The following is a 23,948-nucleotide window of genomic DNA, read 5'->3' as shown; positions in this document are numbered from 1 at the left end:
GTTTTCATCATGTCTCGTTTCTTTATCGACCGCCCCATTTTCGCCTGGGTACTCGCCATCATCGTGATGCTGGCGGGTGTGATGGCGATCAAGGGCCTGCCAATCGCGCAGTATCCAAGCATTGCGCCGCCATCGATCTCGATCACCGGCTCCTATCCGGGCGCATCGGCCAAGACGGTGGAAGACGCCGTGACCCAGGTCATCGAACAGAAGATGAAGGGTATCGACGGCTTGCGCTACATGTCGTCGAACAGCGATTCGACCGGCGGCATCAATATCACTCTGACCTTCAACAGCGGCACGAACCCGGACATCGCCCAGGTGCAGGTACAGAACAAGCTGCAGCTGGCTACGCCGCTGCTGCCTAGCGCTGTTACCCAGCAAGGCCTGGTGGTGTCGAAAGCAACCCGCAACTTCATGATGGTGCTCGGCTTCATTTCCGAAGACGGCAAAATGAAGAATTCCGACCTGGGCGACTATGTGGCCGCCAACGTGATCGATCCCCTCAGCCGCGTACAGGGCGTGGGCGATGTGACGCTGTTCGGCTCCCAGTACGCTATGCGCATCTGGCTGGACCCGCAAAAGCTGCAGGGCTTCCAGCTCACCCCGGCCGATGTGACGGCGGCCATCCAGGCGCAGAACGCCGAAGTGTCCGCCGGTGAATTGGGCGGCGCGCCAGCCGTGGCGGACCAGCAGTTGAACGCCACGGTGACGGCCCAGAGCCGCCTGCAAACGCCGGAGCAGTTCGGCGCCATCCTGTTGAAGACCACTGCCAGCGGCGCCACCGTGCATTTGCGCGACGTGGCCCGCATTGAGCTGGGCAATGAAAACTACAACACCGTGGCGCGCTACAACGGCGCTCCGGCGGTGGGCGTGGCGATCAAGCTGGCCACCGGCGCCAACGCGCTGGATACCGCCGACCTGGTGAAGAAGAAAATCGAAGTGATGGGCAAGCAGTTCCCGCAAGGGATGAAGGCCGTGGTGGCATTCGACACCACGCCTTTCGTCAAGCTGTCCATCGAAGAAGTGGTCAAGACCCTGGTGGAAGCGGTGATCCTGGTGTTCATCGTGATGTACCTGTTCCTGCAGAATTTCCGCGCTACGCTGATTCCGACCCTCGCCGTTCCGGTCGTGCTGCTGGGTACCTTCGCCGTGCTGTTCTCGCTGGGCTATTCGATCAACACGCTGACCATGTTTGCCATGGTGCTGGCCATCGGCCTGCTGGTGGACGACGCGATCGTGGTGGTGGAGAACGTCGAGCGCGTGATGACGGAGGAGGGCCTGTCGCCTAAAGAGGCGACCAGGAAATCGATGGGCCAGATCTCCGGCGCGCTGGTTGGTATCGCCATGGTGCTGTCCGCGGTGTTCGTGCCGATGGCTTTCTTCGGTGGCTCGACCGGCGTGATCTACCGCCAGTTCTCGGTGACCATCGTTTCCGCCATGGTGCTGTCGGTGCTGGTGGCCATGGTGTTCACGCCTGCGCTGTGCGCGACCTTCCTGAAACCTGGCGCACACGTGTCGGAAAAGGGCTTCTTCAGCTGGTTCAACCGCAGTTTCGACCGCAGCAGCACCAAGTACCAGGGCTGGGTCGGCAAGATGATCAACCGCAGCGGTCGTTCGCTGGTGGTGTACGGTGCGTTGCTGGCCGTGCTGGCGGTATCCTTCATGCGCTTGCCGACTTCCTTCCTGCCGGAAGAAGACCAGGGCATCCTGTTTTCGATGGTGCAGCTGCCCACCGGCGCCACCCAGCAACGCACCCTGAAAGTGCTGGAAAAGCTGGAACACCATTTCATGGAAGACGAAAAGGCTTCCGTGGCATCCGTGTTTACCGTGGCGGGTTTCTCGTTTGCCGGTAACGGCCAGAACGCCGGCCTGGCCTTCGTGCGACTGAAAGACTGGTCCGAACGCAAGAGCCCGGACCTGAGCGTGAAAGCTGTGGCTGGCCGTGCCATGGGCGCCTTCTCGCAAATCCGCGAAGCCATGGTATTTGCCTTTGCTCCGCCAGCCGTGATGGAACTGGGTAATGCCAGCGGCTTCGACCTGCAATTGCAGGACCAAGGGGGCCTTGGACACGAAGCATTGATGGCTGCGCGTAACCAGCTGCTCGGCATGGCGGCCAAGAACCCGCTGCTGATGGCGGTGCGTCCGAACGGCCAGGAAGATACGCCGCAATTCAAGCTCGATATCGACCAGCAGAAAGCTACCGCGCTGGGCCTGACCGTGGCCGACGTGAACAAGGTGCTGAGCGTAGGCTGGGGTTCGTCGTATGTGAACGATTTCGTCGACCGTGGCCGCGTCAAGCGCGTCTACCTGCAAGGCTCGCCGGAATCGCGCATGTCGCCGGAAGATCTGAACAAATGGTTTGTGCGCAATGCGCGAGGCGAGATGGTACCGTTCTCCGCCTTCGCCACCGGTCGCTGGATTTACGCTTCGCCGCGACTGGAACGTTATAACGGCGTCTCGTCGATGAACGTGCAGGGCATGCCGGCGCCAGGCGTCAGCTCCGGCGTGGCGATGGCTGAAATGGAAAAGCTGGTGGCGCAGCTGCCGGCCGGTATCGGCTTCGAGTGGACCGGCCTGTCGGTCGAGGAACGCGATTCCGGCTCGCAGACCACGGTCCTGTACACCATCTCCGTGCTGATAGTGTTCCTGTGCCTGGCCGCGCTGTATGAAAGCTGGTCGGTGCCGTTCTCGGTGCTGTTGGTGGTGCCGCTGGGCGTGATCGGTACCGTACTGGCGACCTGGGGCTTCCACCTGTCGAACGACGTGTATTTCCAGGTCGGCTTGCTGACCGTGGTCGGCCTGTCGGCAAAGAACGCGATCCTGATCGTGGAATTTGCCAAGGAACTGCAGGAAAAAGGCATCGAACTGCGTGAAGCCACGCTGCAGGCAGTCAAGCTGCGCCTGCGTCCGATCCTGATGACGTCCATCGCCTTCGGCCTTGGCGTGCTGCCGCTGGCCATCTCGAGCGGCGCCGGTTCCGGCAGCCAGAACGCGATCGGCGTGGGCGTGCTTGGCGGCATGCTGACGGCTACTTTCCTCGGCATCTTCTTCGTGCCGGTGTTCTTCGTGGTGGTGCGCGCATGGGTAAGCCGCAAGGCTTCCGCAGCACCGGCCACCCTCGCTTCGGAGGCGCATTGATATGAACAAGACCATTCTTACCGTTGCGGCGGCGGCCCTGCTGGCCGGTTGCAGCCTGGCGCCGACATACCAGCGCCCGGATTCGCCCGTGGCTGCTGCCTGGCCGCACGGCGAGGCCTACAAGCCCGCCGAGACCGCTGCCGATGCCAAGCCAGCCAGCGAAGTCGCCTGGCAGGACTTCATCGGCGACCAGCAACTGCGCGAAGTCGTGGAACTGGCGCTGAAGAACAATCGCGACCTGCGTGTGTCGGCGCTGAACATTGAAAAGGCGAGGGCGCAGTACGGCATCGACCGTTCCGCCCAACTGCCCAAGGTGAATGCGCAGTTAGGCCAGAGCGCTTCCCGTGCACCGGGCGGCGACATCAGCCGCCAGTACACCGGCGGCCTGGCAATTCCAGCCTATGAGCTGGACCTGTTCGGCAAGCTGCGCAACACGTCGGAAGCAGGCCTGCAAGCCTACCTCGGAACGCAGGAAGCACAGCGCGCCCAGCGCCTTAGCCTGGTGGCCGAAGTGGCCACCACCTGGCTTGGCCTGGCTGCCGACAAGGAGCGCTTGCTGCTGGCGCAGGACACGCTGAAAAGCCAGCAGATCACATATGAGCTGAGCAAGCGCCGCTTCGAGTCCGGCGCCACCTCGGGTCTCGACATGTACGAAGCACAAACCAGTGTCGAAGCAGCGCGCAACGACATGGCCCTGTACACCGCCCAGGTAGCGGCCGGCGAGAACGCGCTGGCCCTGCTGGTCGGTACCCAAGTGCCGGCAAGCCTGCTGCCGCAAGCCTTGCCGACCGCGGTGACCACGCTTGCCGAACTGCCGGAAGGCGTGCCGTCCTCCGTGCTGCTGCAACGCCCGGACGTGCTGGAAGCGGAAGCCTCGCTGAAGGCCGCCAACGCCAATATCGGCGTGGCCCGTGCAGCCTTCTTCCCGAGCATTACGCTGACCGGGACGGCAGGCAGCGCAAGCACCAGCCTGGGTAACTTGTTCAAGGCGGGCACCGGCGCCTGGACCTTCCTGCCGCAACTGACGCTGCCACTGTTCGACAGCGGCGCCAACAAGGCAAGGCTCGATATCGCCAAGGCGGACAACGGCATCGCTGTGGCCCGCTACGAAAAGGCGATCCAGTCGGCCTTCCGCGAAGTAGCCGATGCGCTGGCGCAGCGCGGCACGCTGGACGAGCGGGTGGAGTCCCAGGCAGCGCTGGCTGAAGCGGCAAGCCGCAGCTACCGCATCCACGAAGCGCGTTATCAGAAAGGGGCGGAGTCTTACCTGAATGCCCTGGTGTCGCAGCGTGCCTTGTACGCCGCGCAACAAAGCCTGATCAGCGTGCGCCTGGCCAAGGCGACCAACCAGGTCACCCTGTACAAGGTGCTTGGAGGCTGGGCTTGATCATGGCCTAGTCGATACCGGCTGGCGGCATCCACTCCATGATGTTGTAGTTGCCGTCCGCCGCCAGTATGTCGAAACCGCAGCGCAGCAGCAGGCGCTGTGCCGGACTGCCAAGCACCAGGTTGAGCCGCACCGGCAGGCGCAGGCGCTCGCCTTGGGCCTGCAGGCTGCGCAGCAAGCCAAGCCCGATGCCGCGGTTGCGGTATTCGGGCAGCAGGCAAATATCGAGGATGCGCAATTCGTCCGGGCCGTAATCGACGTACAGGCGCCCGATCGGGCGTTCGCGATCCATGATCAAGGCCAGGTCGGCATTGGGATATTGGGTTTCGTACCAGGTTTGCTGCGCCTTGAACTGCAAGCCTTGCAGCAGGGTTTCGGTGGCAAGGTCGCAGGCCCCCATCCGAACTTCGGCGCTACGCGTGCTGGAATAAAGCTGCTGCATGAACGCCAGGTCGCCCGCTTCGGCGGGCCGCATCTCAATCGAGCGAGAGGTACGGGAAGGCATATCACTCTTTCCTTTAAGAATGAAGTAACTGCTTTCCCATCATAGCACGTTGTAATTTGACAAAGTTCATTCCCTTGGCCATTGTTACGCCTTATGACTGAAAAACGCCACATTGACCCAGAGCGCGCCGCCAACCGCCGCCGCCAGGTACTGGACGCCGCCGCCACCTGTTTCCGCCGCAGCGGATTCCACGGCGCCAGCATGTCCGAGATTTCCAAAGCGGCCGGCATGAGCGCCGGCCATATCTATAACTATTTCGCCAGCAAAGACGCCATCATTGCTGCCTTCGTTGAAGAAAACGAAACGCGGGTGATGGGCATCATCAGCGACATCGGCAGCCAGCCCGACCCACTGCAAGCGATCATCGACGACGTCGATCAGAGCATTCGCGACAACCTCGACCCCGACTACTGGGCGCTGCCGCTGGAAATCGCCGCCGAAAGTGCGCGCAACCCTGCCATCGCCGCCTTGAGCCAAGGCGCCGACCGCCGCATGTGCGAACGCTTCCTCGCCATGCTCAAAGCCGGGCGCGCGAAGCATGGCCTGGCTGCCGATGACGCCACCGTCGAAGGCCGCATGCAGGCCGTGATCTGCCTGTACCAAGGCTTGCAGTTACGCGTGTTGAATTATCCCGAATTGCCGGTCCCCGAGCTGGTAGCATCGTTCCGCGTCGCCTTGCGCGCGCTCCTTTTCACCTGAGGATTCAAGCAATGGCCAATTACGTATTCCCGCCGCACCAGGTTGCGGCGCTTCATATCGCCGGTTGCGACGAGCGCTTCCCGGTGCGCCGCGTCTACTGCGTGGGCCGCAATTACGCAGGTCACGCGCGCGAAATGGGCTCCGACCCGGACCGCGAACCGCCATTCTTCTTCTGCAAACCCGGTGACGCAGCGGCCGTCGTCGCAGTGGCGTCGGGCACCGTGGCCGAGCTGCCATACCCTCCGCAGACCAGCAATTACCACTACGAGTGCGAACTGGTGGTGGCAATTGGTACCGGCGGCAGCGATATCCCCGTGGCCGACGCGCCAAAGCACATTTTCGGCTACGCGGTCGGCCTGGACATGACACGCCGCGACCTGCAGGGAAAAATGAAGGATGCCGGCCGCCCGTGGGAGATAGGCAAAGCCTTCGACTATTCCGCACCAGTGGGCGAACTGCGCCGCGCAGCCGAAGTAGCGGGCGTTGAAAGCGCCGCCATCGCGCTGGCGCTGGACGGCACGGTCAAGCAGTCCAGCAGCACCGACCACATGATCTGGTCGGTTGCCGAAACCATCGCCAACCTCTCCACGCTATTCCGCCTCGAACCAGGCGACCTGATTTTCACCGGTACCCCGGAAGGCGTCGGCGCCGTCACGCGCGGCCAGTCTCTGACCGGCAGCATCGAAGGCCTCTCCAGCCTGTCAGTAAAGTTCCTCTAAGCCGAGAATTCGGAATTGACGGGGTCAGACCCTCGGGTCTGACCCCGGTTTACCGGTTTTGAATTTCGCTGGCAATCGCCCGCAATCCCTCCAACGCCCCCGCCGCGATCCCCACGTCCGCCGCGCCACCCACCGCAATTTCGCGCGGATTAATACGCACCAAACGCCCGCCACGCTGCACCACGCCATGGCCAAAGTGCCGCACCGAAGGAATCGCAGTCCCAGCACCCAACTCAATCACCAGCGGCCGCCGCACTTTATCCAGCCACACCTCCAGCCGCGCCGCCTGCATCCCGCTACGGCGCTCGACCCAGCCCCAATCTCCAAACATCAGGATATTCGGCCGCGCAAACCCGCCGCAATCAGGGCAGCGAGGTACCTCATTGCGCAAGCGGCAAGCACCAGCATCTACATCCGGCACGAAATCGACCGCCGGCCAGATCTTCCCGCAGCAAGGCTCCAGGCACTGCAAGTGGTGGATCGAACCATGGCATTCATAAATGGTGCGGGGATCGAAGCCCGCCTTCTGGAACTGGCCATCCACATTGCTGGTGAAGACAAAGCTGCCATGCTCCATCGCCTCACCCCAAGCCTTCAGCAGCGCGAACCCTTCATGCGGCACCGTCTCGCGATAAAGCTTCAGCCGGTGCCCGTAAAAGCCCCAGGCCAAGGCCGGGTCGTCATGAAAAGTGCGCGGCGACGCCACGCTGGTGAATTCCATCCGCGTCCGTCCCAGGGCAGGATAAGCCTTCCAGAATCCCTCATTGCCACGAAAATCCGGCAAACCCGAGTCCACGCCCATGCCGGCGCCGGCAGCAATCACCAGTCCATCGGCTTGCGCAATGAGTTCGGCCGCACGCGCAACCAGCTGTGGTTTGATCGTCATTCGTATAGTTTGAGGTAACTTTGACAAAACCACAAATTGCTCTGATATAATCCGTGGCTCGAGTCGGGGCGTAGCGCAGCCTGGTAGCGTACCTGCATGGGGTGCAGGGGGTCGGAAGTTCGAATCTTCTCGCCCCGACCATACAAATCAAAGGGTTACAGTTTTTGGACTGTAGCCCTTTTTTGTTTTTCGCTCAAGCAAGACCACGTCGCGTTGGACATTCGGCAGCCAAATGATTATGCCAAGAGGGAAGGGAGCAATTGGCCAGGCTGCTTGAGCTGGTCTTCAACGACTCGGACTGCGCCCTGAATATTTGCCAGGGAGCGTTTTAAATCTAAGCGCCGTACTTGACGATACGTACTCCCATTTCGCGTAGCTGCAGCAAAACCGCCTGCGCCAGTTCCTCGTCATTGATCGGCAAGTCAAACTCGCGGCCTTCTTCGTTCACGTAGCACAGCATCTCGGAACAGGGTGTCACCTCGATGTAGTAGCTATCGAGCGTCTGGCCGCGACCAAAAAGAAATTCCGTTACTCGCTCTTTCAATTCGGTTTCATTCATCGCTTGTTTCCCACTTTAGGAACCGGGTCTTTGTAGAAGCCCGGATAGTACACTGTATTGTCCGCATCACCAGGCCCCCAGAATATCCTGGTCGGCACGGGGCGGGCATCGGGATTGACCTGGAGCTCTTTGAAATAGCGGCCGTTGATCATGTTCATGTCTGCCGGCGACGGCCACTTTTGCGTGCCGATCTCGTTCGGATGCACATGGCCGATCAATCGTCCATTTTTTGGCACCGGGCTGCTCCATGCGTCGCCGCTATAAAGCGTCTTCACAAGTTTGCCGTTGATGCGCTCACTCACCAGTGCAAATTCAACTTTGCGGCCGCCCAGCGTGCCAAGTTCGTACACGTCACCAAAACGAATGGTCTTGTCCGTGACGATTACTCCATGTTCGCCAGGCAGGTGTCCGGTTGCCTTCAACTCCGCCATGGTGGTGTGGGTTCCAAGACCTTCGCTCTTGGGGAACTTGCCGCCGCTGGTCTTGCCGCCCGCCTGGTTAAGAAGTTCGGAGCTCGGCGGCGTTTTTGGTGAAGTAAATTTGCCTCCTGCCCAGGTGGCGCCTTTGGCGCCAAAGATTCCACCCAAAACGCTGCCGGCCAGCATCGACCATTTTTGACCGTCCGAGCCTTCGCCGAAGATTTTCCCGCCCAGCCAATCACCACCGAAACCGCCGGCAAGTCCGCCGACCAGGCCGCCAGCGGCCAGCAATGGCCCGCCCAATACCACCGCAGCCCCCGCGCCAACAACGAACAGCCCGATGTGCACCCAGGTCGGCACAAGGTCTTCTGCATGCATTTCGTCGGTCTGCACCGTCTCGCCGCCGATATTGACGTTCTTCGAACCCTCGGTGATTTCGGCGCTGCAGCTGGTTTTGTCGGACTCCCGCGCGGCGGGCATGCCGTTGATGAAAACCGTTCCGCTGCCGGTGGCAATGACTTCGTTATCGGTGTGTTTTTCGCATTTGGCGTAGTCAAGGTGGGCGCGGGCGGCTGGTCGCCGGTTGGTGAAAACATTGGCGGAGCCTGCGCGCATGATTTTGCCGACCACTTCTTTGGGCGCCCAGCTCATTGTGCTCATCATCTCGCCCACGCCAGCTCCTGCGGCGGCCATTCCGCCCACAACGGCAGCGGCAGCTAAACCGCCGGTGCCGACGATGGCGACTGCCGCCACGGCAATTGCAGCGCCTGCCAGTAAGCCGGTCAGCAGCCAGCTCATGGTGGGGCTGTGCCCAATGGGATCGTCCAAACGAGCGGCTTGTGCCATATCCAAGGTAAACTGTAAAAAGCTGACAACATTATCAAAAAAGTATCGATCGTGCCGCACGGTTCGGGTGCGCGGCTGAGCAGCGTTCAAGCCGTTTGTGGCGGCGACATGAGGGGAAAGTCGTGCTGGCGCCGTCTGAGTTCCGCATATCTTGCAGCAGCAAGGCGGTCATTCCCATGCCGATGCACAGCAGCAGCCCAACTATGACCCGGCGATATAGCTGGCGATAAGGGCACATCAGGGCAGCTTACGGCTAGATCATCGGGGTGCCGGCGGCATATGCGGCAGCACTGCCATCACCGGCATGGTGAGGACGCCGGTCAGGGTGATGGTGCCGACCAAGCCGCCGTGGACGTGCCGGTGCGTGGACCAGTGGCGGAAGCGCCTGGCGGCAGCGCGCCAGCCACGTTGCGGGGTGGCGGCGAAGAACTGACGTAACAATCGACAATCCCGCAGGCCAGGTTTCCGGCTTGCGGGATTGTTTGCGATGCTTAGCGGCCCATGGTGTTGATGTTGCCCTGGCTCTGCACCTGGCGGTCCACTTCGTCCTTATCCAGGACGACTGCATCGGCGCGTGCGGTGCTGCTCACCTTGCGCGGAATGCGGGAACCCGTCGTGGTATAAGTCTCTTCCTTGAAACCTGTCCCGGCGGTTTCCTTCGTGGGCATATCAGCGCAACCGGACATGAGAATTGCGCACACCGCAGCAAAAATTACTTTATTCATGCTGATTCCTGTCTTTGGATATTAAAACCCAGAGCGCTCCGCTCCAGGTGAGACCGTGAATCTAGCACGCGATTTGTCACATATTTGTATTATTTAATAATATTTGTGTTTGTGACAATCTGCGAACTTCTCGGCACAAACTGGGTGCTATATTCGCGAGGAGCATACTTCGTTGGGATGCGTAAAATTTTTTTCCTCGGATGTCGAATTCCGTAGCGCTGCCTCGTCGTAGGTTTACAAACCACCCTGTAAATCCCTTTTTCGAGAGGCTAAAAATGAACAAGCAAATCTTCGTCAACCTGCCCGTCAAGAACCTGGAAAAGTCGAAGGCTTTCTTCGCTGCGCTGGGTTACACCTTCAATCCGCAATTCACCGACGAAAACGCTGCCAGCATGGTGATCCACGACGGCAGCATCTACGCGATGCTCTTGGTCGAGGACTTTTTCCGCACCTTCACGTCGAAGCCGATCGCCAATGCAAAAGAGGCAACCGAGGTGCTGGTCTGCCTGTCCTGCGAGAGCCGCGAAGAGGTCGATGAGTTGGTGCGCAAGGCAGTTGCGGCGGGCGGCAAGACTCCGCGGGCACCAAAAGACTACGGCTTCATGTACGCCCATGGCTTTGAAGACTTGGACGGCCATATCTGGGAACTGGTCTACATGGCCCAGCAACCTCAGCAATAAAATCTTCAGCCCTTGTGACAATAGAATAGAATCCCGGCAAATTCCGACACTAAACTCATTAGTAGAAAAATTTGCCGGAGGCTATCGTGTTGTCCTCATGGGTACGCTGGTTATTGTTCGGAACAGTGGGGCTGGGGGTGTCGCTGTACGCGATGGATACAGTGCGCTTGGCTTCCATGGTGCCAGTACCGCCGCCTGCCCAGGCCAAGGAAACGCAGAAAGACGAAAGGAAACCGGCCAACGCAATTGCCAAGGCGTCCCAGATGGATAAGGTGGCAGACGCTTTGGCCGGCAACTGATTCCAAAAATGTCAAACTTTCAGTTTCGGCATAAGCAAAATTTCATCAAGTGCTAACAAAAATGTTGCCTTAAGGTAAGTTATCATACGACCGCGCGCGGCATCCTGCCCGCAACGTTCGAAAGTAACTATGACCAGGCAAACCAAAGGTATCTCCCTTCACCGCAGGACTTTTTGCACCGGTTCGCTTAGCCTGGCGGCGCTCGGTCCACTCGCGCTCAGCGCTTGCAACGCCGGCGGGTCCTCGCCGCACAATTCGCAAGGCGCGGAAGCCGCGCTGCCTGCTCAGTCGTCACCGGCTGCCCAGCCGGCTCCGCCAGCGCAATCGACCCAGCCCACGCAGCCGGCCGAGACGGCCCCACCGGTGCAGCCTGCGCCAGGCCGGACTTTCGTTCACCCCGGCTTGCTGCATACCGAGGAGGACTTTGCCCGCATGCGCGCCAAAGTGGCGGCGGGGGCCCAACCCTGGCTCGATGGCTGGACTGCACTGCTGAACACCGGTCGCTCCCACTTGAACAACACTCCGCGTCCGCTGCAAACCGTGATTCGCGGCGGCACCGACAGCAATTTCGCCCAAATGTATGTGGACATCGCCCGCGCCTACCAGCTGGCGGTGCGCTGGAAAGTGTCCGGCGACGTTGCCTACGCCAATAAGGCTGTCGAATTCCTGAATGCCTGGTCGTCCACGCTGACCACCCTTACCGGCAATGCCGACCGCTTCCTGGCTGCTGGCATTTACGGCTTCCAGTTCGCCAATGCCGCTGAAATCATGCGGACTTACCCAGGCTGGGCCGCAGCAGACCTGAAGCGCTTCCAGGACATGATGTTGAATGTGTTTTATCCGCTCAGCCACCAATTCCTCACCGGGCACAATGGCTCGGAAATCACCAACTACTGGGCCAACTGGGACCAGTGCAACCTGGCGGCCATCCTGGCCATCGGCGTATTGTGCGACCGCGAAGACCTGTACAACGAAGCAGTCGCGTATTACCGGACTGGCCGCGGCAATGGCGCGTCGAGCCAGGCGGTCCCCTTTATCCATCCGGGCTACCTTGGCCAATGGCAGGAAAGTTCGCGCGACCAGGGCCACTGCACATTGGGCATCGGACTGGCCGGGGTGTTCTGCGAAATGGCCTGGAACCAGGGCGACGATTTCTACGGCTACGACAATAACCGCTTCCTGGCAGGGGCCGAATACGTGGCCAAGTCCAACTTGTCCGATCCAAACGGCACTCAGTACTACACCTCGATGCCGTTCGATACTTACATCAATCGCCAGGGCACCGGCACGGGCATTTCGCCGGCTGGACTGCCAAGCATCCGCCCGGTTTGGGAAATGATCTACAACCATTACGTGAACCGCCGTGGGTTGGCAGCACCGTTCACCGCGCAGATGGCTGCCAGGGTGCGCGCCGAGGGCGACGGCAACAACGGCGACCAGCTTGGTGTCGGCACCCTTACTTTCACGCGTGATGCGAAGGCCGCGGGCGGAGCGCCAAGCGGCCTGACGGCGCGCCTGGTTGGCGGCAAGGTCGAGCTGTCCTGGTGGGGGGCTGCTGGCGCCACCAGTTATAGCGTGTTGCGCGCAACGGCTCCCGGCGGGCCTTACGCCACGGTCTCCAGCGGCATTTCCGGCCTGCTTACCTATACCGACAGCGGCATGGCGCCCAACACCTATTACTATACGGTCACTGCGCAATCGCCAGCCGGCACGAGCGCAGCGTCGAACGAAGCGAAGGTGAGTACCGCCGTAGTGCCGCATGTGCTGTTGGCGTTTAACGAGGCGCAAGGCACCTCCGCGCAGGACACCAGCGGCAATGGACGTCATGCCACGTTGCTGAACGGCGCGCAATGGAGTGCAGGGAAGAAGGCCAATGCCGTGGCACTCGATGGCGTCGACGACTACGTCAGCCTGCCGGCTGGACTCATGGATGGCCTGGCCGATTTCTCCATCGCGGCCTGGGTCTACTGGGATGGCGGGCGCAACTGGACGCGCATTTTCGATTTCGGCTCCGGCACGACGCAATACATGTTCCTGACGCCGCAAGCCGGTGGCGGCGGCCTGCGATTCACCATCAACCTGACCAACGGCTGGGGCGACCAGTCGCTGTCGTCGGCAACGCTGCCGGCCGGACAATGGGTGCACGTTGCGGTGACTTTGTCAGGTACTACCGGCACCTTGTACGTCAATGGCAGCGCGGTCGCCACGAATAACCAGATGACCCATGCGCCGTTCCGCATGCGGTCGGGAACGCAGAACTGGCTGGGCCGCTCGCAGTATTCCGCTGATCCTTATTTCAACGGCAAGATTGACGATTTCCGGATCTATAATGGCGCTCTCAGCGCAGCGGAGGTCGCAGCGCTGGCCAGCTAGGAGCGTATGCAATGCGTATCGCAGTGATGTCGGACATCCATGGGAACTTGTGGGCGCTCGATGCCGTATTGGCCGACATCGCGCGGCGCAATGTCGAGCAGACGGTCAACCTGGGCGATATTCTGTCCGGTCCCTTGCTGCCGGCTGAAACTGCAGAGCGCCTGATGGCGCTGCAGTTGCCGACCATTCGCGGCAACCACGAACGCCAGGTGCTTGAGCACGACCCGGCATGCATGGGGGCATCCGACCGCTGGGCCCACGATCACATCGGTCCCTCGCACCGTGCGTGGATCGCATCGCTGCCGGCCTCCATGCGCTTGCATGACGATGTGCTGATGGTGCATGGCACGCCCGCTTCGGACCTGGTGTACTGGATGGAGACGGTCGATCCAGCCGGTCAGCGCGCGGCAAGCTACAGCGAAGTGCTGGGCCGGGGTGGCGATGCGCAGGCATCGCTGATCCTGTGCGGCCATACCCACGTGCCGCGCTCCGTACTGCTAGACGACGGGCGCCTGGTGGTCAATCCGGGCAGCGTCGGCTTGCAGGCTTACGACGATGACCTGCCTTATCCGCATAAGGCCGAAAACGGCACGCCGCATGCGCGTTATGCCATTGTCGAGCGTATTGGCGGCGCGTGGTCGGTCGAACAGTACGCCGTTGCTTACGATTGGCATGCCGCGGCGGACGTCGCCGCGCGCCACGGGCGGCCCGATTGGGCCTTTGCCCTGCGCACGGGGCGCATGCCTGCTTAGCCTGGGCGGTGGCTGACTTCAACCAGGATGCCGCCGGGAGCCTGGCACCAGAAGGAGAGGCAACCGTAACTCTCCGCCGGGGCCGGCGGCAAGGGCAGTCCAGCGTCGGCCAGGCGCCGGTAGGCGGCGTGCACTGCCTCGTCGGATGACTGCAGAAAGCCGATGTGAAACCCGGCCGGATAGACGGCACTCCCGGCCTGCTGCAGGATGAGGGCGAAGCCGCCTTCGCCGCGCAGGATCGCCATGCCTGCGGCCGGCGCTGGCATACGTTCAAAGCCAAAACCGCGCTGGAAATAGCCGGCTGCCGCTTCCAGGTCCGTGACGGGCAAATCAATATGGTTCAGCTTCATTGTTGATCTCCGGTATTAGTGGCATATTTCTATCCTAAGCCGTAAATGCCCTGGAGAGCAAAATGCCGAAACGCGTCCTGTACGCTGCCCTTGCATTGCCTTTGTACTGCGCGGCGGCGGAAGCCGATAGCTGGATAACCACTGATCGTCCCGATTTCGTGGATGCGCCGGAGGTGGTGGGCAAGGGGCGCATACAGCTTGAGACCGGCCTGCTGCAGTCGAAGGAGGCGCGCAGCACTCCGTTGCTGCTGCGCGTGGGCGTGGCGGACGACCTGGAGCTGCGCCTGGGGTCGGACGGCCGGCTGACCGACCGCAGCGACCCAGCCCGCGCGCGCGGCTGGGGCGACGCGGCTGCAAGCTTCAAGTGGCAGGTGCGCGAGGGAGCGGGCGGCGCGCCTTCGGTTGGCCTGATCATGCAAGCGGACTTCGCGACCGGTTCGCGCGAATTCAAAGGCAATGGCACGAGGCCGTCCTTCCGCGTGCCAATCGAATGGGAGCTGCCGCACGACCTGGAGCTGGGCGTCATGCCCGGTTACTACCTCGATCGTGATGAATTCGGACGCCATGTCTCCACCGGACAGTTCGGCATAACGCTTGCAAAAAACCTGGGCGAACGCGCCTACACTTTCGTTGAAGTGGCCACGCCACGCATTTCCCGCGCTCGCGACGGAGGGACCACCGCCAGCTTCGACTTCGGCGGCGGCTATTCGTTGACGCGCGACCTGCATGTCGATGCCGGCGTCATGCTCGGCCTGAACCGACGCACGCCGGACCTGGCATTCACCATCGGCCTGTCGGTGCGCTTGTGAAGAAGGGCATGCCGGGGCAGGTGGTGCTGGTGCTGCAGGGCGGCGGGGCGCTCGGCGCATACCAGCTTGGCGTCTACCAGGCCATGCACGAAGCGGGCGTGGAGCCGGACTGGGTGATCGGCACTTCGATCGGAGCCCTGAACGGCGCTATCATCGCGGGAAATCCACCCGAACAGCGCGTGCCGCGCCTGCGCGCTTTCTGGGAGGCGATGGAGCGCCACGATCTATTCGGCAGCCTGCCGCCGGCGTTTGCCAACGCGCTCACGCTGGCGCATGGCATTCCCGCCTTCTTTGATCCCAATCCGCTCGCGTGGTGGAATCCGGCCGCCCCGCTAGGCGTGGAGAACGCATCGTTTTACCGCACCAATGCGCTGCGCAATACACTCGAGGGACTGGTCGACATAGCCTACCTGAACGAGCGTCACACGCGGCTGACTGTAGGAGCGGTGAACGCCCGCAATGGTGTCATGCGCTACTTCGATTCGCGCAAGGAGGCGCTGGAGTTGTCGCACGTGATCGCATCCGGCGCCATTCCGCCCGCCTTTCCGGCGGTGCGCATCGGCAGCGAGCCGTATTGGGATGGCGGCATCTATTCCAACACGCCGATCGAGGCGGTGCTCGATGACGAGCCACGCCGCGACTCGGTGATCTTCTCGGTGCAGGTGTGGAATCCGGACGGCAGCGAGCCGCAAAGCGTGCTGGACGTGCTGGAGAAGCACAAGGAAATTCAGTACGCCAGCCGCGCCAGCCATATCGAGCAGCAGCGCAAGCTGCACCGCCTGCGGCGCGTGATCCGCGAACTGGCGATGAAACTGCCAGAGGACGTGCGCGCGACGCCGGAAGCGCGCGAGCTGGCGCTGTGGGGCTGCGGTACCTCGATGCACGTCGTGCTGCTCAAGGCGCCGCATCTGCACTGCGAGGATCACACCAAGGACATCGACTTCTCGAGCGCTGGCATCAACCAGCGCTGGCAGGCCGGCTACGCGGATGCGCAGCGGGCTTTCAAGGCCAGGCCGTGGGCCGCCGGGGCGGACATCTTTGAGGGGATTGCCATCCATGAACGGTTTTAACTATCGATTTCATAGTATTAATCAAATTTATTAATTGCTCGTGTCTCTTTAGAATGATTCCACGATCACATAAGGAGCCCCTAAATGAGCCAACCGCCTATCACCACCGCATCCGGTATTCCAGTCGCCGATAACCAGAACTCCCTGACTGCCGGCCCGCGTGGCCCCGTCCTGCTGCAGGACTTCCACCTGATTGAAAAGCTCCAGCATTTCAACCGCGAGCGCATCCCCGAGCGCGTGGTGCACGCCAAAGGCTCTGGCGCCTACGGCACCTTCACCGTCACCCACGACATCAGCAAATACACCAAGGCCAAGCTGTTCTCGGCCATCGGCAAGCAGACTGAAACCTTCGTGCGCTTCTCCACCGTTGGCGGCGAGCGTGGCAGTGCCGATACCGAGCGCGATCCGCGCGGCTTCGCGGTGCGTTTCTACAGCGAGGAAGGCAATTGGGACCTGGTCGGCAACAACACCCCGATGTTCTTCATCAAGGACGGCATCAAATTCCCCGACTTCATCCATACCCAGAAGCGCGACCCGCACACCAACCTGAAATCGCCGACCATGATGTTCGACTTCTGGAGCAAAACGCCGGAATCGCTGCACCAGGTCACCATGCTGTTCAGCGATCGCGGCACGCCTGATGGCTACCGCCACATGGACGGTTTCGGCAGCCATACTTTCAGCCTGGTCAACGCAGCCGGCGAGCGCGTTTATGTGAAGTGGCACCTCAAGACCAGGCAGGGCATCAAGAACCTGAGCGCGGCCGAAGCGACGCGCCTGGCTGGCACCGATCCGGACCACGCACAGCGCGACCTGTACAACGCCATCGCTTCGGGGGACTTCCCGCAATGGGACGTGAAGGTGCAAGTGGCAAGCGACCAGCAGCTGGCGGCGTGGGAACAGCGTACCGGCTGGAACCCGTTCGACCTGACCAAGGTGTGGCCGCATGCGGACTTCCCGCTGATTCCCGTCGGCGTGCTGGAACTGAACCGCAATCCGGTCAATTACCACGCGGAAGTGGAGCAGGCGGCACTGTCGCCGGCCAACGTGGTGCCGGGCATGGGTTATTCGCCGGACAAGATGCTGCAAGCGCGCCTGTTCGCTTACCATGACGCGCAGTTGTACCGCGTGGGTACCAATCACCAGCACCTGCCGGTGAATGCGCCGCGCTGCCCATTTCATAACCAGCAGCGCGATGGCGCCATGGCGGCCGGCTTTGGCGGCGCGGAGCAGAACTATGCGCCGGTAGAAGCAGCGGGCACCAATCCGCAAGGCATGGGACATGGCGAGCCGGTGCTGGCACTGAGCGGCGGAGCAGGGCGCTACGATGGTCGCGGCAAGGAGGACGATTACACACAGGCGGGTAACCTGTTCCGTTTGTTGCCTGACCAAGAGAAGCAGAACCTGTTTGACAATATTGCGGGGCCGTTGAGTCAGGTGAGCGATGAGATTATCCAGCGGCAGCTTGGCCATTTTGACAGGGCTGATGCGGCGTATGGCGCTGGGGTAAGGGCTGCGTTGAAGGCGCGTGGGCGTAACGTCGACTAAAACCGGTAAATCCGGGTCAGACCATTGGGTCTGACCCAGGCTTACCGGTTTTGATGTGTACAATAACGTTTCCGATCAACCCAAGCCTCTGAACGGGACCGTAATGACCATCAAAATCAGCCAGAATTTCGACTCTGGCGCCATCGAAGTAGTCCGCGCCGACAACGCCGCGAACATCGAACTGAAACTCCGCAAGGACAACGCCGCGGACATCCACCAATGGTTCCACTTCCGCCTTCAGGGCGCGCGTGGCGAAGCGGTGACGATGAAGTTCCTGAACGCCGGCGACGCCACCTACGCCAAAGGCTTCGAAGACTACAACGCTGCCGCCAGCTACGATGGCGAGAACTGGTTCCGCGTCCCGACTTCCTTTGATGGCCAGGTCATGACCATCAAGCACACCCCGCACAACGACAGCGTCTACTACGCATACTTCGAGCCATATTCGTGGGAACGCCACCTGCGCCTGCTGGGTGAAGTGGCAGAGAACCCGATCGCGCGCGTGCTCGATATCGGCTCCACCATCGATGGCCGCGATATGAACCTGGTCGTCATCGGCGAGCCGGAAGCCGAAAAGAAAATCTGGTTCATCGCCCGTCAGCACCCAGGTGAATCGATGGCCGAATGGTTCACCGAGGGCCTGATCGACTCCCTGCTGGACGACGCCAACCCGGTCTCGCGCAAGCTGCTGCAACGCTGCTGCTTCTACATCGTGCCGAACATGAATCCGGACGGCTCGGTGCGCGGCAACCTGCGTACCAACGCAGCCGGCGCCAACCTCAACCGCGAATGGATGACGCCATCTCTGGAGCGCTCGCCTGAAGTGCTGTGCGTGAAAGAAAAGATCCACGAAACCGGCGTCGACATGTTCTTCGACATCCACGGCGACGAAGCACTGCCTTACAACTTCGTGGCCGGTAACGAAATGCTGGAGAATTTCACGCCGGAGCAGATGGCGCGCCAGAAGAACTTCATCAACCGCTACAAGGATGCTTCGCCGGACTTCCAGGATGCAGTGGGCTACGCACCTTCCAAGTACAAGGAAGACATGCTGACCCTGGCCTCCAAGTACATCGGCCACCATTTCAAGGTGCTGTCGCTGACGCTGGAAATGCCGTTCAAGGACAACGCCGACCTGCCGGTTCCGACCGTGGGCTGGAACGGCGCCCGCAGCGCGGCACTGGGCGCGGCCATCCTGCAGCCGATTCTCCTTTCGCTGGACGAGTAAGCCGATGGGCGTCGAGATCGAACGCAAGTTCCTGGTAACGGGCGATGGTTGGCGCACGCAAGGCGAGCCGGTGCTGCTGCGCCAGGGTTATTTGTCCTCGCATGCCGAACGCACCGTGCGCGTGCGCATCGAGGGAGAGCGGGCGGTCTTGACCATCAAGAGCAAGAACGTCGGTGCGGCGCGCGGCGAATGGGAGTATCCCGTTCCTGTCGCCGACGCCGCTGAACTGCTGGACCGGCTGTGCGAACGGCCGCTGATCGAGAAGTACCGCCGCCGCATTCCTTATGGCGGCTTCGTGTGGGAGGTGGACGAGTTCCTTGGCGAAAATGCCGGCCTCGTGGTCGCCGAGATCGAATTGCCTGTAGAGGACGCCAAGTTCGACAAGCCGGACTGGGCAGGCGAGGACGTCACACACGATTTGCGCTACCTCAATTCCAACCTGATTAAGCAGCCGTATTCCACTTGGAAGTGATCCGCGTCCGGCGTGTGCTGGATGCGTGGACGAAAACTACAACTGCCGCTTTGCTCGCGTGGAGGCAATCCTTCCGACACTGGCTACCAAGGCCGACCAGGAGCCGTTGCGCGGCGATATCGCGCGTTGGATGCTCATGACGGCAGTAGGCTTCGTTGTCGGCTTTTCCGGCTTGATTCTTGCCGCAGCCAATATGTTGGCCCGTCCAGTAGCGACAGCGTCGCCTGCAGCGACGATGCAATGCCAGCCATGCGCACCGCAACAGGCTGCGCTGCCCCAGGAAAAAAGCCCGCGTTAATTGCGGGCTTTTGCTTTAGTGGAAGTGCTCGGTGCCGGTGGCGGCGTCTTCCGGCATTTCTGCGTGGACCAGTTCGCCTGACGGATCGGCGAAGAGGGGAGCGCCGCAGTCATCGCAGTATTCCGCGACGTATTTCTCACCCAGCTTCTTCACCTGCGATACGCCAGCGGCATTCAGGTGCTCGACGATTTCCTCGACCGGGGTGCGCGGCTTGAGCAATTCGGCCATGCTGCCGGACAGGCCTTCGGCCGGCGTGCCTTCCTCGTCTTCCTGGCCGTACAGCGGCCATACCACGCCGTACATCACATCGCTGTCGGAACGGCGGGTGAAGGCGACGCGGTATTCGTCGACCTGGCCATCCGGCGCCGACTCATCGCCGAAGCCGGCGATCACGGCGCGTAGGTCGGATGGCTCGCAAGCCAGCGAATGGGTCAGGTAATGCACGGCTGCGCGGATCGAGACCGGACGAATCAGCTTGTCGGCTTCGCGGCAGCCGGTGTAATACGCTTCCGGCAACAGCAACTCGACGCCGCAGCCCGGCAGCAGGCGCGCCACGGTCGGCGTGGCTTGCGTGGTCCATGCGGCCAGCGCATCGCGGCGCGCTTCGGCCTGGGCGGCATGGTGCGCAGGCATCTGCCAGCGGAACATCGGGCCGTTATGCGGGGCCACCACGGCCACCATCAGGTAACGGGTATCGGCCAGGAACGGCGCGGTTTCGGCTTGCTTGGCATCGGACTTGACGGCCTGGCCCTTCAGTGCCGCCTGCGCCAGTTTATGCACCTTCGAATACGCTTCGGCATGGGTGCGCGGCAGCTGGTCGATCGAATACAGGCTGGACGACATCGCCATATGGGTGCCATCGGCCAGCAGGTGGGCGGAGAAGTGCGCCGACAGGGTGTTCAGGATGTCGGCCGGGATCTGGCCCGAAGCGATCGAGAAGCGGGTCCAGGCCAGCACCGGAGCGGCGACCAGCAGGATGTCGTATTCGCGCGATTCGCCGTCGACTTCCACCACGATGGTGTCGGATTCGCTGACCGCTTCCACGCTGTCCATCAGGATGTCGTAGGCAGGCAGGTCCACGCTGAACAGCGAGTTCAGTGCCGAGTCGACAGTATCCTGGTGTCCCGTGCGCAGCAGTTTGTGCAGTTGGGCATCCAGCACCCGTTCCCAGTTACGCTCTTCAATGCGGCTGGCGGCCTGGCCCAGGGCTTGGGCGAGGGAGATTAGGCGCTGGCTGTCGGCAGATAATTTATGGGTTGAATCTTTGGATGGGCGACGCATAGCGCTTTTCTTAGTGAAAAAGGAAACCTTGGTACCCTTATTGTAGTGGATTCAGCAAGACTTCGCGGTAAATGAGCGCAGCAATAATAAATGGGGACGTACCCCATTTATTTGGCAATAAAAAAACGCCACACGGGGTGGCGTTTTGTTGCTTAATAAATGGGGTACGTCCCCATTTGTTTAGGCAGCCAGCAGCTGGCGCAGCACGAATGGCAGGATGCCGCCGTGCTTGTAGTAGTCAACCTCGATTGGGGTGTCGATACGCAGCAGCACTTGCACTTCCTTGGACGAGCCGTCGGCGCGGTGGATCACCAGGGTGGCTTGCTGTTGAGGCTTGATGTCGCCTTCCAGGCCCTTCAGGTCGTAGGTCTCGCCCTTGCCGGTGATGCCCAGCGATTCAACGGAGTCGTTGCCGATGAATTGCAGCGGCAGCACGCCCATGCCCACCAGGTTGGAGCGGTGGATACGCTCGAAGGAGCGGCAGATCACAGCCTTCACGCCCAGCAGCTGGGTGCCCTTGGCTGCCCAGTCACGGGATGAGCCGGTACCGTATTCTTCGCCGCCGAAGATCATGGTCGGGGTGCCTTCTTCCACGTAGCGCATTGCTGCGTCGTAGATCGACAGTTGTTCGCCCGATGGCTGGTGCAGGGTGATGCCGCCTTCAACCGCGGAACCGTCGGCCTTCGGAGGAATCATCTTGTTCTTGATACGCACGTTGGCGAAGGTGCCGCGCATCATGATCTCGTGGTTGCCGCGGCGCGAGCCGTAGGAGTTGAAGTCGGCCTTCATCACGCCGTTTTCCTTCAGCCATTTGCCTGCCGGGCCGTCTTCCTTGATCGAGCCTGCCGGCGAGATGTGGTCGGTGGTGATGGAGTCACCGAACACGCCCAGTGCGCGCGCGCCCTTGATGCCGGCTTCCGCTGCCTTCGGCTTCATCTCGAAGCCGTCGAAGAATGGCGGCTCGGCGATGTAGGTCGAATCAGGCCAGTTGTACACTTGGCCTTCGGTCGAGGACACGGCTTCCCACAGCTTGCCTGGGTTGCCCTTGACGTCGGCATAGTTGGACTTGAAGACCTTGGAGTTCATCGCGAACTTCATCAGGGCGGCGATCTCTTTCGAGGTCGGCCAGATGTCGCCCAGGTACACGTCCTTGCCGTCTTTGCCCTGGCCGACCGGTTCGGTCATCAGGTCGCGGGTCACGTTGCCGGCGATCGCGTATGCGACGACCAGCGGTGGAGATGCCAGGAAGTTGGAGCGGATGTTCGGGTGGATACGCGCTTCAAAGTTACGGTTACCGGACAGCACAGCAGCAGCAACGATGTCGTTGCCGGTGATGGTGGCGTTCAGTTCCGGGGTCAGGTCGCCGGCGTTGCCGATGCAGGTGGTGCAGCCGTAAGCGGTCACTCCGAAGCCCAGTTTTTCCAGGTATGGCAGCAGGCCGGCAGCGGTCAGGTATTCGGTCACGACGCGCGAGCCAGGCGCCAGGGACGACTTGATGTGCGGAGCAACGGTCAGGCCGGCTTCCACCGCTTTCTTGGCCAGCAGGCCAGCTGCCAGCAGCACGCTCGGGTTCGAGGTGTTGGTGCAGGAGGTGATGGCGGCGATCAGCACGTCGCCGTTCTTCACGTTCACGCCGTTGCTGGTGGTGTAGGTCTTGGTCAGCTCGTCGGCCTTCTTGTTGAAGCCGTTCTCGGTGGTTGGCTTGGAGAACAGTTCGGTGAAGGTGGCCTTGACGTTGCCGATTTCGATGCGGTCTTGCGGACGCTTTGGACCGGCCAGCGACGGTGCAACGGTGGACAGGTCCAGGTGCAGTTCGCGGGTGTAGTCGATGTCGCCTTTCTTCGGCACGCCGTACATGCCTTGTGCCTTGAAGTAGGACTGGAATGCAGCGATTTCGTCCTTGGTGCGGCCGGTGCCTTCGAAGTATTCGATGGTGGCGTCGTCAACCGGGAAGAAGCCCATGGTCGCGCCGTATTCAGGCGCCATGTTGGCGATGGTTGCGCGGTCGGTCACGGACAGGGACTCGGTGCCTTCGCCGAAGAACTCGACGAACTTGCCCACGACTTTCTCTTTACGCAGCATTTCGGTGATGGTCAGCACCAGGTCGGTCGCGGTGCAGCCTTCGCGCAGCACGCCAGTCAGGTTGACGCCGATCACGTCCGGGGTCAGGAAGTACACTGGCTGGCCAAGCATGCCGGCTTCCGCCTCGATGCCGCCCACGCCCCAGCCTACAACGCCGATACCGTTGATCATGGTGGTGTGGGAGTCGGTGCCCACCAGCGAGTCAGGGTAGTACACGCCGGATGCATTGTGTACGCCGCGTGCCAGGTATTCCAGGTTCACCTGGTGCACAATACCGAAGCCTGGTGGCACCACGCCGAAAGTGTCGAAGGCTTGCATGCCCCACTTCATGAACTGGTAGCGCTCGTTGTTGCGCGAGAATTCCAGCTTCATGTTCAGGTCCAGGGCCTTTGGCTCGCGGAAGTGGTCGATGGTGACGGAGTGGTCAACCACCAGGTCCACCGGGACCAGAGGTTCGATCTTCTTCGGGTTGACGCCCATCTTGGAGGCGACGTTACGCATTGCAGCCAGGTCGGCCAGCAGCGGAACGCCGGTGAAGTCCTGCAGCACAACGCGGGCTACGACGAATGGGATTTCGTCGGTGCGGGCAGCGGTAGCGCCCCAGTTAGCCAACTGCTTGACGTGCTCTTCGGTCACTTTCTTACCGTCGCAGTTACGCAGAACGGATTCCAGTACGACGCGAATCGATACCGGCAGGCGGGAAATCTTGGCGCCCAGTTCCTTTTCCAGGGCTGGCAGGGAGTAGAACTTACCCTTCTTTGCCCCGATCGGGAAATCCTTAAGCGTATTCAGTGTGTTGCGGGACATGTCCTCTCCTTAT

The 23,948-nt window shown here is 61.4% G+C and carries 23 protein-coding genes and 1 tRNA gene; 15 read left to right on the top strand and 9 right to left on the bottom strand.

The window, feature by feature from the left end:
- Nucleotides 1-9 precede the first annotated feature (9 nt).
- Nucleotides 10-3,141: an efflux RND transporter permease subunit gene (locus tag ACN9MZ_RS22065; protein ID WP_426339035.1), complete on the top strand. Its 3,132-nt coding sequence runs from the start codon at nt 10-12 to the stop codon at nt 3,139-3,141.
- A gap of 1 nt (nt 3,142) precedes the next feature.
- Complete coding sequence (locus ACN9MZ_RS22060; protein ID WP_426339034.1) at nt 3,143-4,528, top strand: efflux transporter outer membrane subunit; 1,386 nt, start codon at nt 3,143-3,145, stop codon at nt 4,526-4,528.
- Nucleotides 4,529-4,535: 7 nt separating this feature from the next.
- Here ACN9MZ_RS22060 and ACN9MZ_RS22055 read toward each other — a convergent pair whose 3' ends face one another.
- Nucleotides 4,536-5,033 carry a GNAT family N-acetyltransferase gene (locus ACN9MZ_RS22055; RefSeq protein WP_426163260.1) on the bottom strand — a complete coding sequence of 166 codons (498 nt, stop codon included), beginning with the start codon at nt 5,031-5,033 and terminating at the stop codon, nt 4,536-4,538.
- A 93-nt stretch (nt 5,034-5,126) separates the two neighbouring features.
- Between ACN9MZ_RS22055 and ACN9MZ_RS22050 the strand changes: the two genes are divergently transcribed.
- Both ACN9MZ_RS22050 and ACN9MZ_RS22045 read left to right on the top strand, forming a co-directional pair.
- Nucleotides 5,127-5,732 carry a TetR/AcrR family transcriptional regulator gene (locus ACN9MZ_RS22050; protein WP_426339033.1) on the top strand — a complete coding sequence of 202 codons (606 nt, stop codon included), beginning with the start codon at nt 5,127-5,129 and terminating at the stop codon, nt 5,730-5,732.
- An 11-nt stretch (nt 5,733-5,743) separates the two neighbouring features.
- Nucleotides 5,744-6,451, top strand: coding sequence for a fumarylacetoacetate hydrolase family protein (locus tag ACN9MZ_RS22045; protein ID WP_426339032.1), 708 nt, complete (start codon nt 5,744-5,746; stop codon nt 6,449-6,451).
- A gap of 49 nt (nt 6,452-6,500) precedes the next feature.
- Here the strand turns inward: ACN9MZ_RS22045 and ACN9MZ_RS22040 are convergent, their stop codons facing one another.
- Nucleotides 6,501-7,337: an SIR2 family NAD-dependent protein deacylase gene (locus ACN9MZ_RS22040; protein WP_426339031.1), complete on the bottom strand. Its 837-nt coding sequence runs from the start codon at nt 7,335-7,337 to the stop codon at nt 6,501-6,503.
- A 64-nt stretch (nt 7,338-7,401) separates the two neighbouring features.
- Here ACN9MZ_RS22040 and ACN9MZ_RS22035 point away from each other — a divergent pair.
- Nucleotides 7,402-7,478, top strand: a tRNA-Pro gene (locus ACN9MZ_RS22035).
- A 193-nt stretch (nt 7,479-7,671) separates the two neighbouring features.
- Here ACN9MZ_RS22035 and ACN9MZ_RS22030 read toward each other — a convergent pair.
- The 4 genes from ACN9MZ_RS22030 to ACN9MZ_RS22015 form a co-directional block, all read right to left on the bottom strand.
- Nucleotides 7,672-7,896 carry a hypothetical protein gene (locus ACN9MZ_RS22030; protein ID WP_426339030.1) on the bottom strand — a complete coding sequence of 75 codons (225 nt, stop codon included), beginning with the start codon at nt 7,894-7,896 and terminating at the stop codon, nt 7,672-7,674.
- The gene (locus tag ACN9MZ_RS22025; protein WP_426339029.1) at nt 7,893-9,251 is read right to left on the bottom strand and encodes a PAAR domain-containing protein; all 1,359 of its coding nucleotides are present in this window, start codon (nt 9,249-9,251) and stop codon (nt 7,893-7,895) included. The genes ACN9MZ_RS22030 and ACN9MZ_RS22025 overlap by 4 nt, the downstream gene beginning before the upstream one ends.
- Nucleotides 9,252-9,419: 168 nt before the next feature.
- Complete coding sequence (locus ACN9MZ_RS22020; RefSeq protein WP_426339028.1) at nt 9,420-9,602, bottom strand: hypothetical protein; 183 nt, start codon at nt 9,600-9,602, stop codon at nt 9,420-9,422.
- A 50-nt stretch (nt 9,603-9,652) separates the two neighbouring features.
- Nucleotides 9,653-9,886: a hypothetical protein gene (locus ACN9MZ_RS22015; RefSeq protein WP_426339027.1), complete on the bottom strand. Its 234-nt coding sequence runs from the start codon at nt 9,884-9,886 to the stop codon at nt 9,653-9,655.
- A gap of 275 nt (nt 9,887-10,161) precedes the next feature.
- Here ACN9MZ_RS22015 and ACN9MZ_RS22010 point away from each other — a divergent pair, with 275 nt between their 5' ends.
- The 4 genes from ACN9MZ_RS22010 to ACN9MZ_RS21995 all read left to right on the top strand — a co-directional run bounded on the left by ACN9MZ_RS22010 (nt 10,162) and on the right by ACN9MZ_RS21995 (nt 13,990).
- The gene (locus ACN9MZ_RS22010) at nt 10,162-10,566 is read left to right on the top strand and encodes a VOC family protein (RefSeq protein ID WP_426339026.1); all 405 of its coding nucleotides are present in this window, start codon (nt 10,162-10,164) and stop codon (nt 10,564-10,566) included.
- An 86-nt stretch (nt 10,567-10,652) separates the two neighbouring features.
- A complete protein-coding gene (locus ACN9MZ_RS22005) occupies nt 10,653-10,865 on the top strand; it encodes a hypothetical protein (RefSeq protein WP_426339025.1) in 213 nt (70 codons plus the stop codon).
- Between the two features lie 129 nt (nt 10,866-10,994).
- A complete protein-coding gene (locus tag ACN9MZ_RS22000) occupies nt 10,995-13,238 on the top strand; it encodes a LamG-like jellyroll fold domain-containing protein (protein WP_426339024.1) in 2,244 nt (747 codons plus the stop codon).
- An 11-nt stretch (nt 13,239-13,249) separates the two neighbouring features.
- Nucleotides 13,250-13,990 carry a metallophosphoesterase family protein gene (locus ACN9MZ_RS21995; protein ID WP_426339023.1) on the top strand — a complete coding sequence of 247 codons (741 nt, stop codon included), beginning with the start codon at nt 13,250-13,252 and terminating at the stop codon, nt 13,988-13,990.
- Here ACN9MZ_RS21995 and ACN9MZ_RS21990 read toward each other — a convergent pair.
- Complete coding sequence (locus ACN9MZ_RS21990; protein WP_426339022.1) at nt 13,987-14,340, bottom strand: VOC family protein; 354 nt, start codon at nt 14,338-14,340, stop codon at nt 13,987-13,989. The two genes, ACN9MZ_RS21995 and ACN9MZ_RS21990, sit on opposite strands and share 4 nt — an antisense overlap.
- 62 nt (nt 14,341-14,402) lie before the next feature.
- Here ACN9MZ_RS21990 and ACN9MZ_RS21985 point away from each other — a divergent pair, with 62 nt between their 5' ends.
- From ACN9MZ_RS21985 to ACN9MZ_RS21960, 6 genes are all read left to right on the top strand, one after another.
- Nucleotides 14,403-15,149: a transporter gene (locus ACN9MZ_RS21985; RefSeq protein ID WP_426339021.1), complete on the top strand. Its 747-nt coding sequence runs from the start codon at nt 14,403-14,405 to the stop codon at nt 15,147-15,149.
- Nucleotides 15,150-15,157: 8 nt separating this feature from the next.
- A complete protein-coding gene (locus ACN9MZ_RS21980) occupies nt 15,158-16,219 on the top strand; it encodes a patatin-like phospholipase family protein (RefSeq protein ID WP_426342942.1) in 1,062 nt (353 codons plus the stop codon).
- Nucleotides 16,220-16,303: 84 nt separating this feature from the next.
- On the top strand, nt 16,304-17,767 hold the full coding sequence (locus tag ACN9MZ_RS21975; RefSeq protein ID WP_426339020.1) for a catalase: 1,464 nt from the start codon (nt 16,304-16,306) through the stop codon (nt 17,765-17,767).
- A 103-nt stretch (nt 17,768-17,870) separates the two neighbouring features.
- On the top strand, nt 17,871-18,995 hold the full coding sequence (locus ACN9MZ_RS21970) for a M14 family metallopeptidase (protein WP_426339019.1): 1,125 nt from the start codon (nt 17,871-17,873) through the stop codon (nt 18,993-18,995).
- Between the two features lie 4 nt (nt 18,996-18,999).
- Nucleotides 19,000-19,467 carry a CYTH domain-containing protein gene (locus tag ACN9MZ_RS21965; RefSeq protein WP_426339018.1) on the top strand — a complete coding sequence of 156 codons (468 nt, stop codon included), beginning with the start codon at nt 19,000-19,002 and terminating at the stop codon, nt 19,465-19,467.
- Nucleotides 19,468-19,492: 25 nt separating this feature from the next.
- Entirely contained in the window at nt 19,493-19,765 is a 273-nt protein-coding gene (locus ACN9MZ_RS21960) for a hypothetical protein (protein WP_426339017.1), read from the top strand.
- 15 nt (nt 19,766-19,780) lie between these two features.
- Here ACN9MZ_RS21960 and ACN9MZ_RS21955 read toward each other — a convergent pair whose 3' ends face one another.
- Nucleotides 19,781-21,046 (bottom strand): DUF2863 family protein, encoded by a 1,266-nt coding sequence (locus ACN9MZ_RS21955; RefSeq protein WP_426339016.1) that lies wholly within the window; start codon nt 21,044-21,046, stop codon nt 19,781-19,783.
- A gap of 180 nt (nt 21,047-21,226) precedes the next feature.
- Entirely contained in the window at nt 21,227-23,935 is a 2,709-nt protein-coding gene (gene acnA / locus ACN9MZ_RS21950; protein WP_426339015.1) for an aconitate hydratase AcnA, read from the bottom strand.
- Between the last annotated feature and the right edge of the window lie 13 nt (nt 23,936-23,948).

The sequence above is a fragment of the Pseudoduganella sp. S-14 genome (assembly GCF_049913285.1).
Lineage (GTDB): Bacteria > Pseudomonadota > Gammaproteobacteria > Burkholderiales > Burkholderiaceae_D > Rugamonas.
This window is presented reverse-complemented; position numbering and strand designations above follow the sequence as displayed.

Excerpts from the sequence above, each read along its gene's own strand:
- ACN9MZ_RS22065 (WP_426339035.1), top strand. The coding sequence starts at position 10 with ATGTCTCGTTTCTTTATCGACCGCCCCATTTTCGCCTGGGTACTCGCC.
- ACN9MZ_RS22060 (WP_426339034.1), top strand. The coding sequence starts at position 3,143 with ATGAACAAGACCATTCTTACCGTTGCGGCGGCGGCCCTGCTGGCCGGT.
- ACN9MZ_RS22055 (WP_426163260.1), bottom strand. The coding sequence starts at position 5,033 with ATGCCTTCCCGTACCTCTCGCTCGATTGAGATGCGGCCCGCCGAAGCG.
- ACN9MZ_RS22050 (WP_426339033.1), top strand. The coding sequence starts at position 5,127 with ATGACTGAAAAACGCCACATTGACCCAGAGCGCGCCGCCAACCGCCGC.
- ACN9MZ_RS22045 (WP_426339032.1), top strand. The coding sequence starts at position 5,744 with ATGGCCAATTACGTATTCCCGCCGCACCAGGTTGCGGCGCTTCATATC.
- ACN9MZ_RS22040 (WP_426339031.1), bottom strand. The coding sequence starts at position 7,337 with ATGACGATCAAACCACAGCTGGTTGCGCGTGCGGCCGAACTCATTGCG.
- ACN9MZ_RS22030 (WP_426339030.1), bottom strand. The coding sequence starts at position 7,896 with ATGAATGAAACCGAATTGAAAGAGCGAGTAACGGAATTTCTTTTTGGT.
- ACN9MZ_RS22015 (WP_426339027.1), bottom strand. The coding sequence starts at position 9,886 with ATGAATAAAGTAATTTTTGCTGCGGTGTGCGCAATTCTCATGTCCGGT.
- ACN9MZ_RS22010 (WP_426339026.1), top strand. The coding sequence starts at position 10,162 with ATGAACAAGCAAATCTTCGTCAACCTGCCCGTCAAGAACCTGGAAAAG.
- ACN9MZ_RS22000 (WP_426339024.1), top strand. The coding sequence starts at position 10,995 with ATGACCAGGCAAACCAAAGGTATCTCCCTTCACCGCAGGACTTTTTGC.
- ACN9MZ_RS21995 (WP_426339023.1), top strand. The coding sequence starts at position 13,250 with ATGCGTATCGCAGTGATGTCGGACATCCATGGGAACTTGTGGGCGCTC.
- ACN9MZ_RS21990 (WP_426339022.1), bottom strand. The coding sequence starts at position 14,340 with ATGAAGCTGAACCATATTGATTTGCCCGTCACGGACCTGGAAGCGGCA.
- ACN9MZ_RS21985 (WP_426339021.1), top strand. The coding sequence starts at position 14,403 with ATGCCGAAACGCGTCCTGTACGCTGCCCTTGCATTGCCTTTGTACTGC.
- ACN9MZ_RS21980 (WP_426342942.1), top strand. The coding sequence starts at position 15,158 with ATGCCGGGGCAGGTGGTGCTGGTGCTGCAGGGCGGCGGGGCGCTCGGC.
- ACN9MZ_RS21975 (WP_426339020.1), top strand. The coding sequence starts at position 16,304 with ATGAGCCAACCGCCTATCACCACCGCATCCGGTATTCCAGTCGCCGAT.
- ACN9MZ_RS21970 (WP_426339019.1), top strand. The coding sequence starts at position 17,871 with ATGACCATCAAAATCAGCCAGAATTTCGACTCTGGCGCCATCGAAGTA.
- ACN9MZ_RS21965 (WP_426339018.1), top strand. The coding sequence starts at position 19,000 with ATGGGCGTCGAGATCGAACGCAAGTTCCTGGTAACGGGCGATGGTTGG.
- ACN9MZ_RS21955 (WP_426339016.1), bottom strand. The coding sequence starts at position 21,046 with ATGCGTCGCCCATCCAAAGATTCAACCCATAAATTATCTGCCGACAGC.
- acnA (WP_426339015.1), bottom strand. The coding sequence starts at position 23,935 with ATGTCCCGCAACACACTGAATACGCTTAAGGATTTCCCGATCGGGGCA.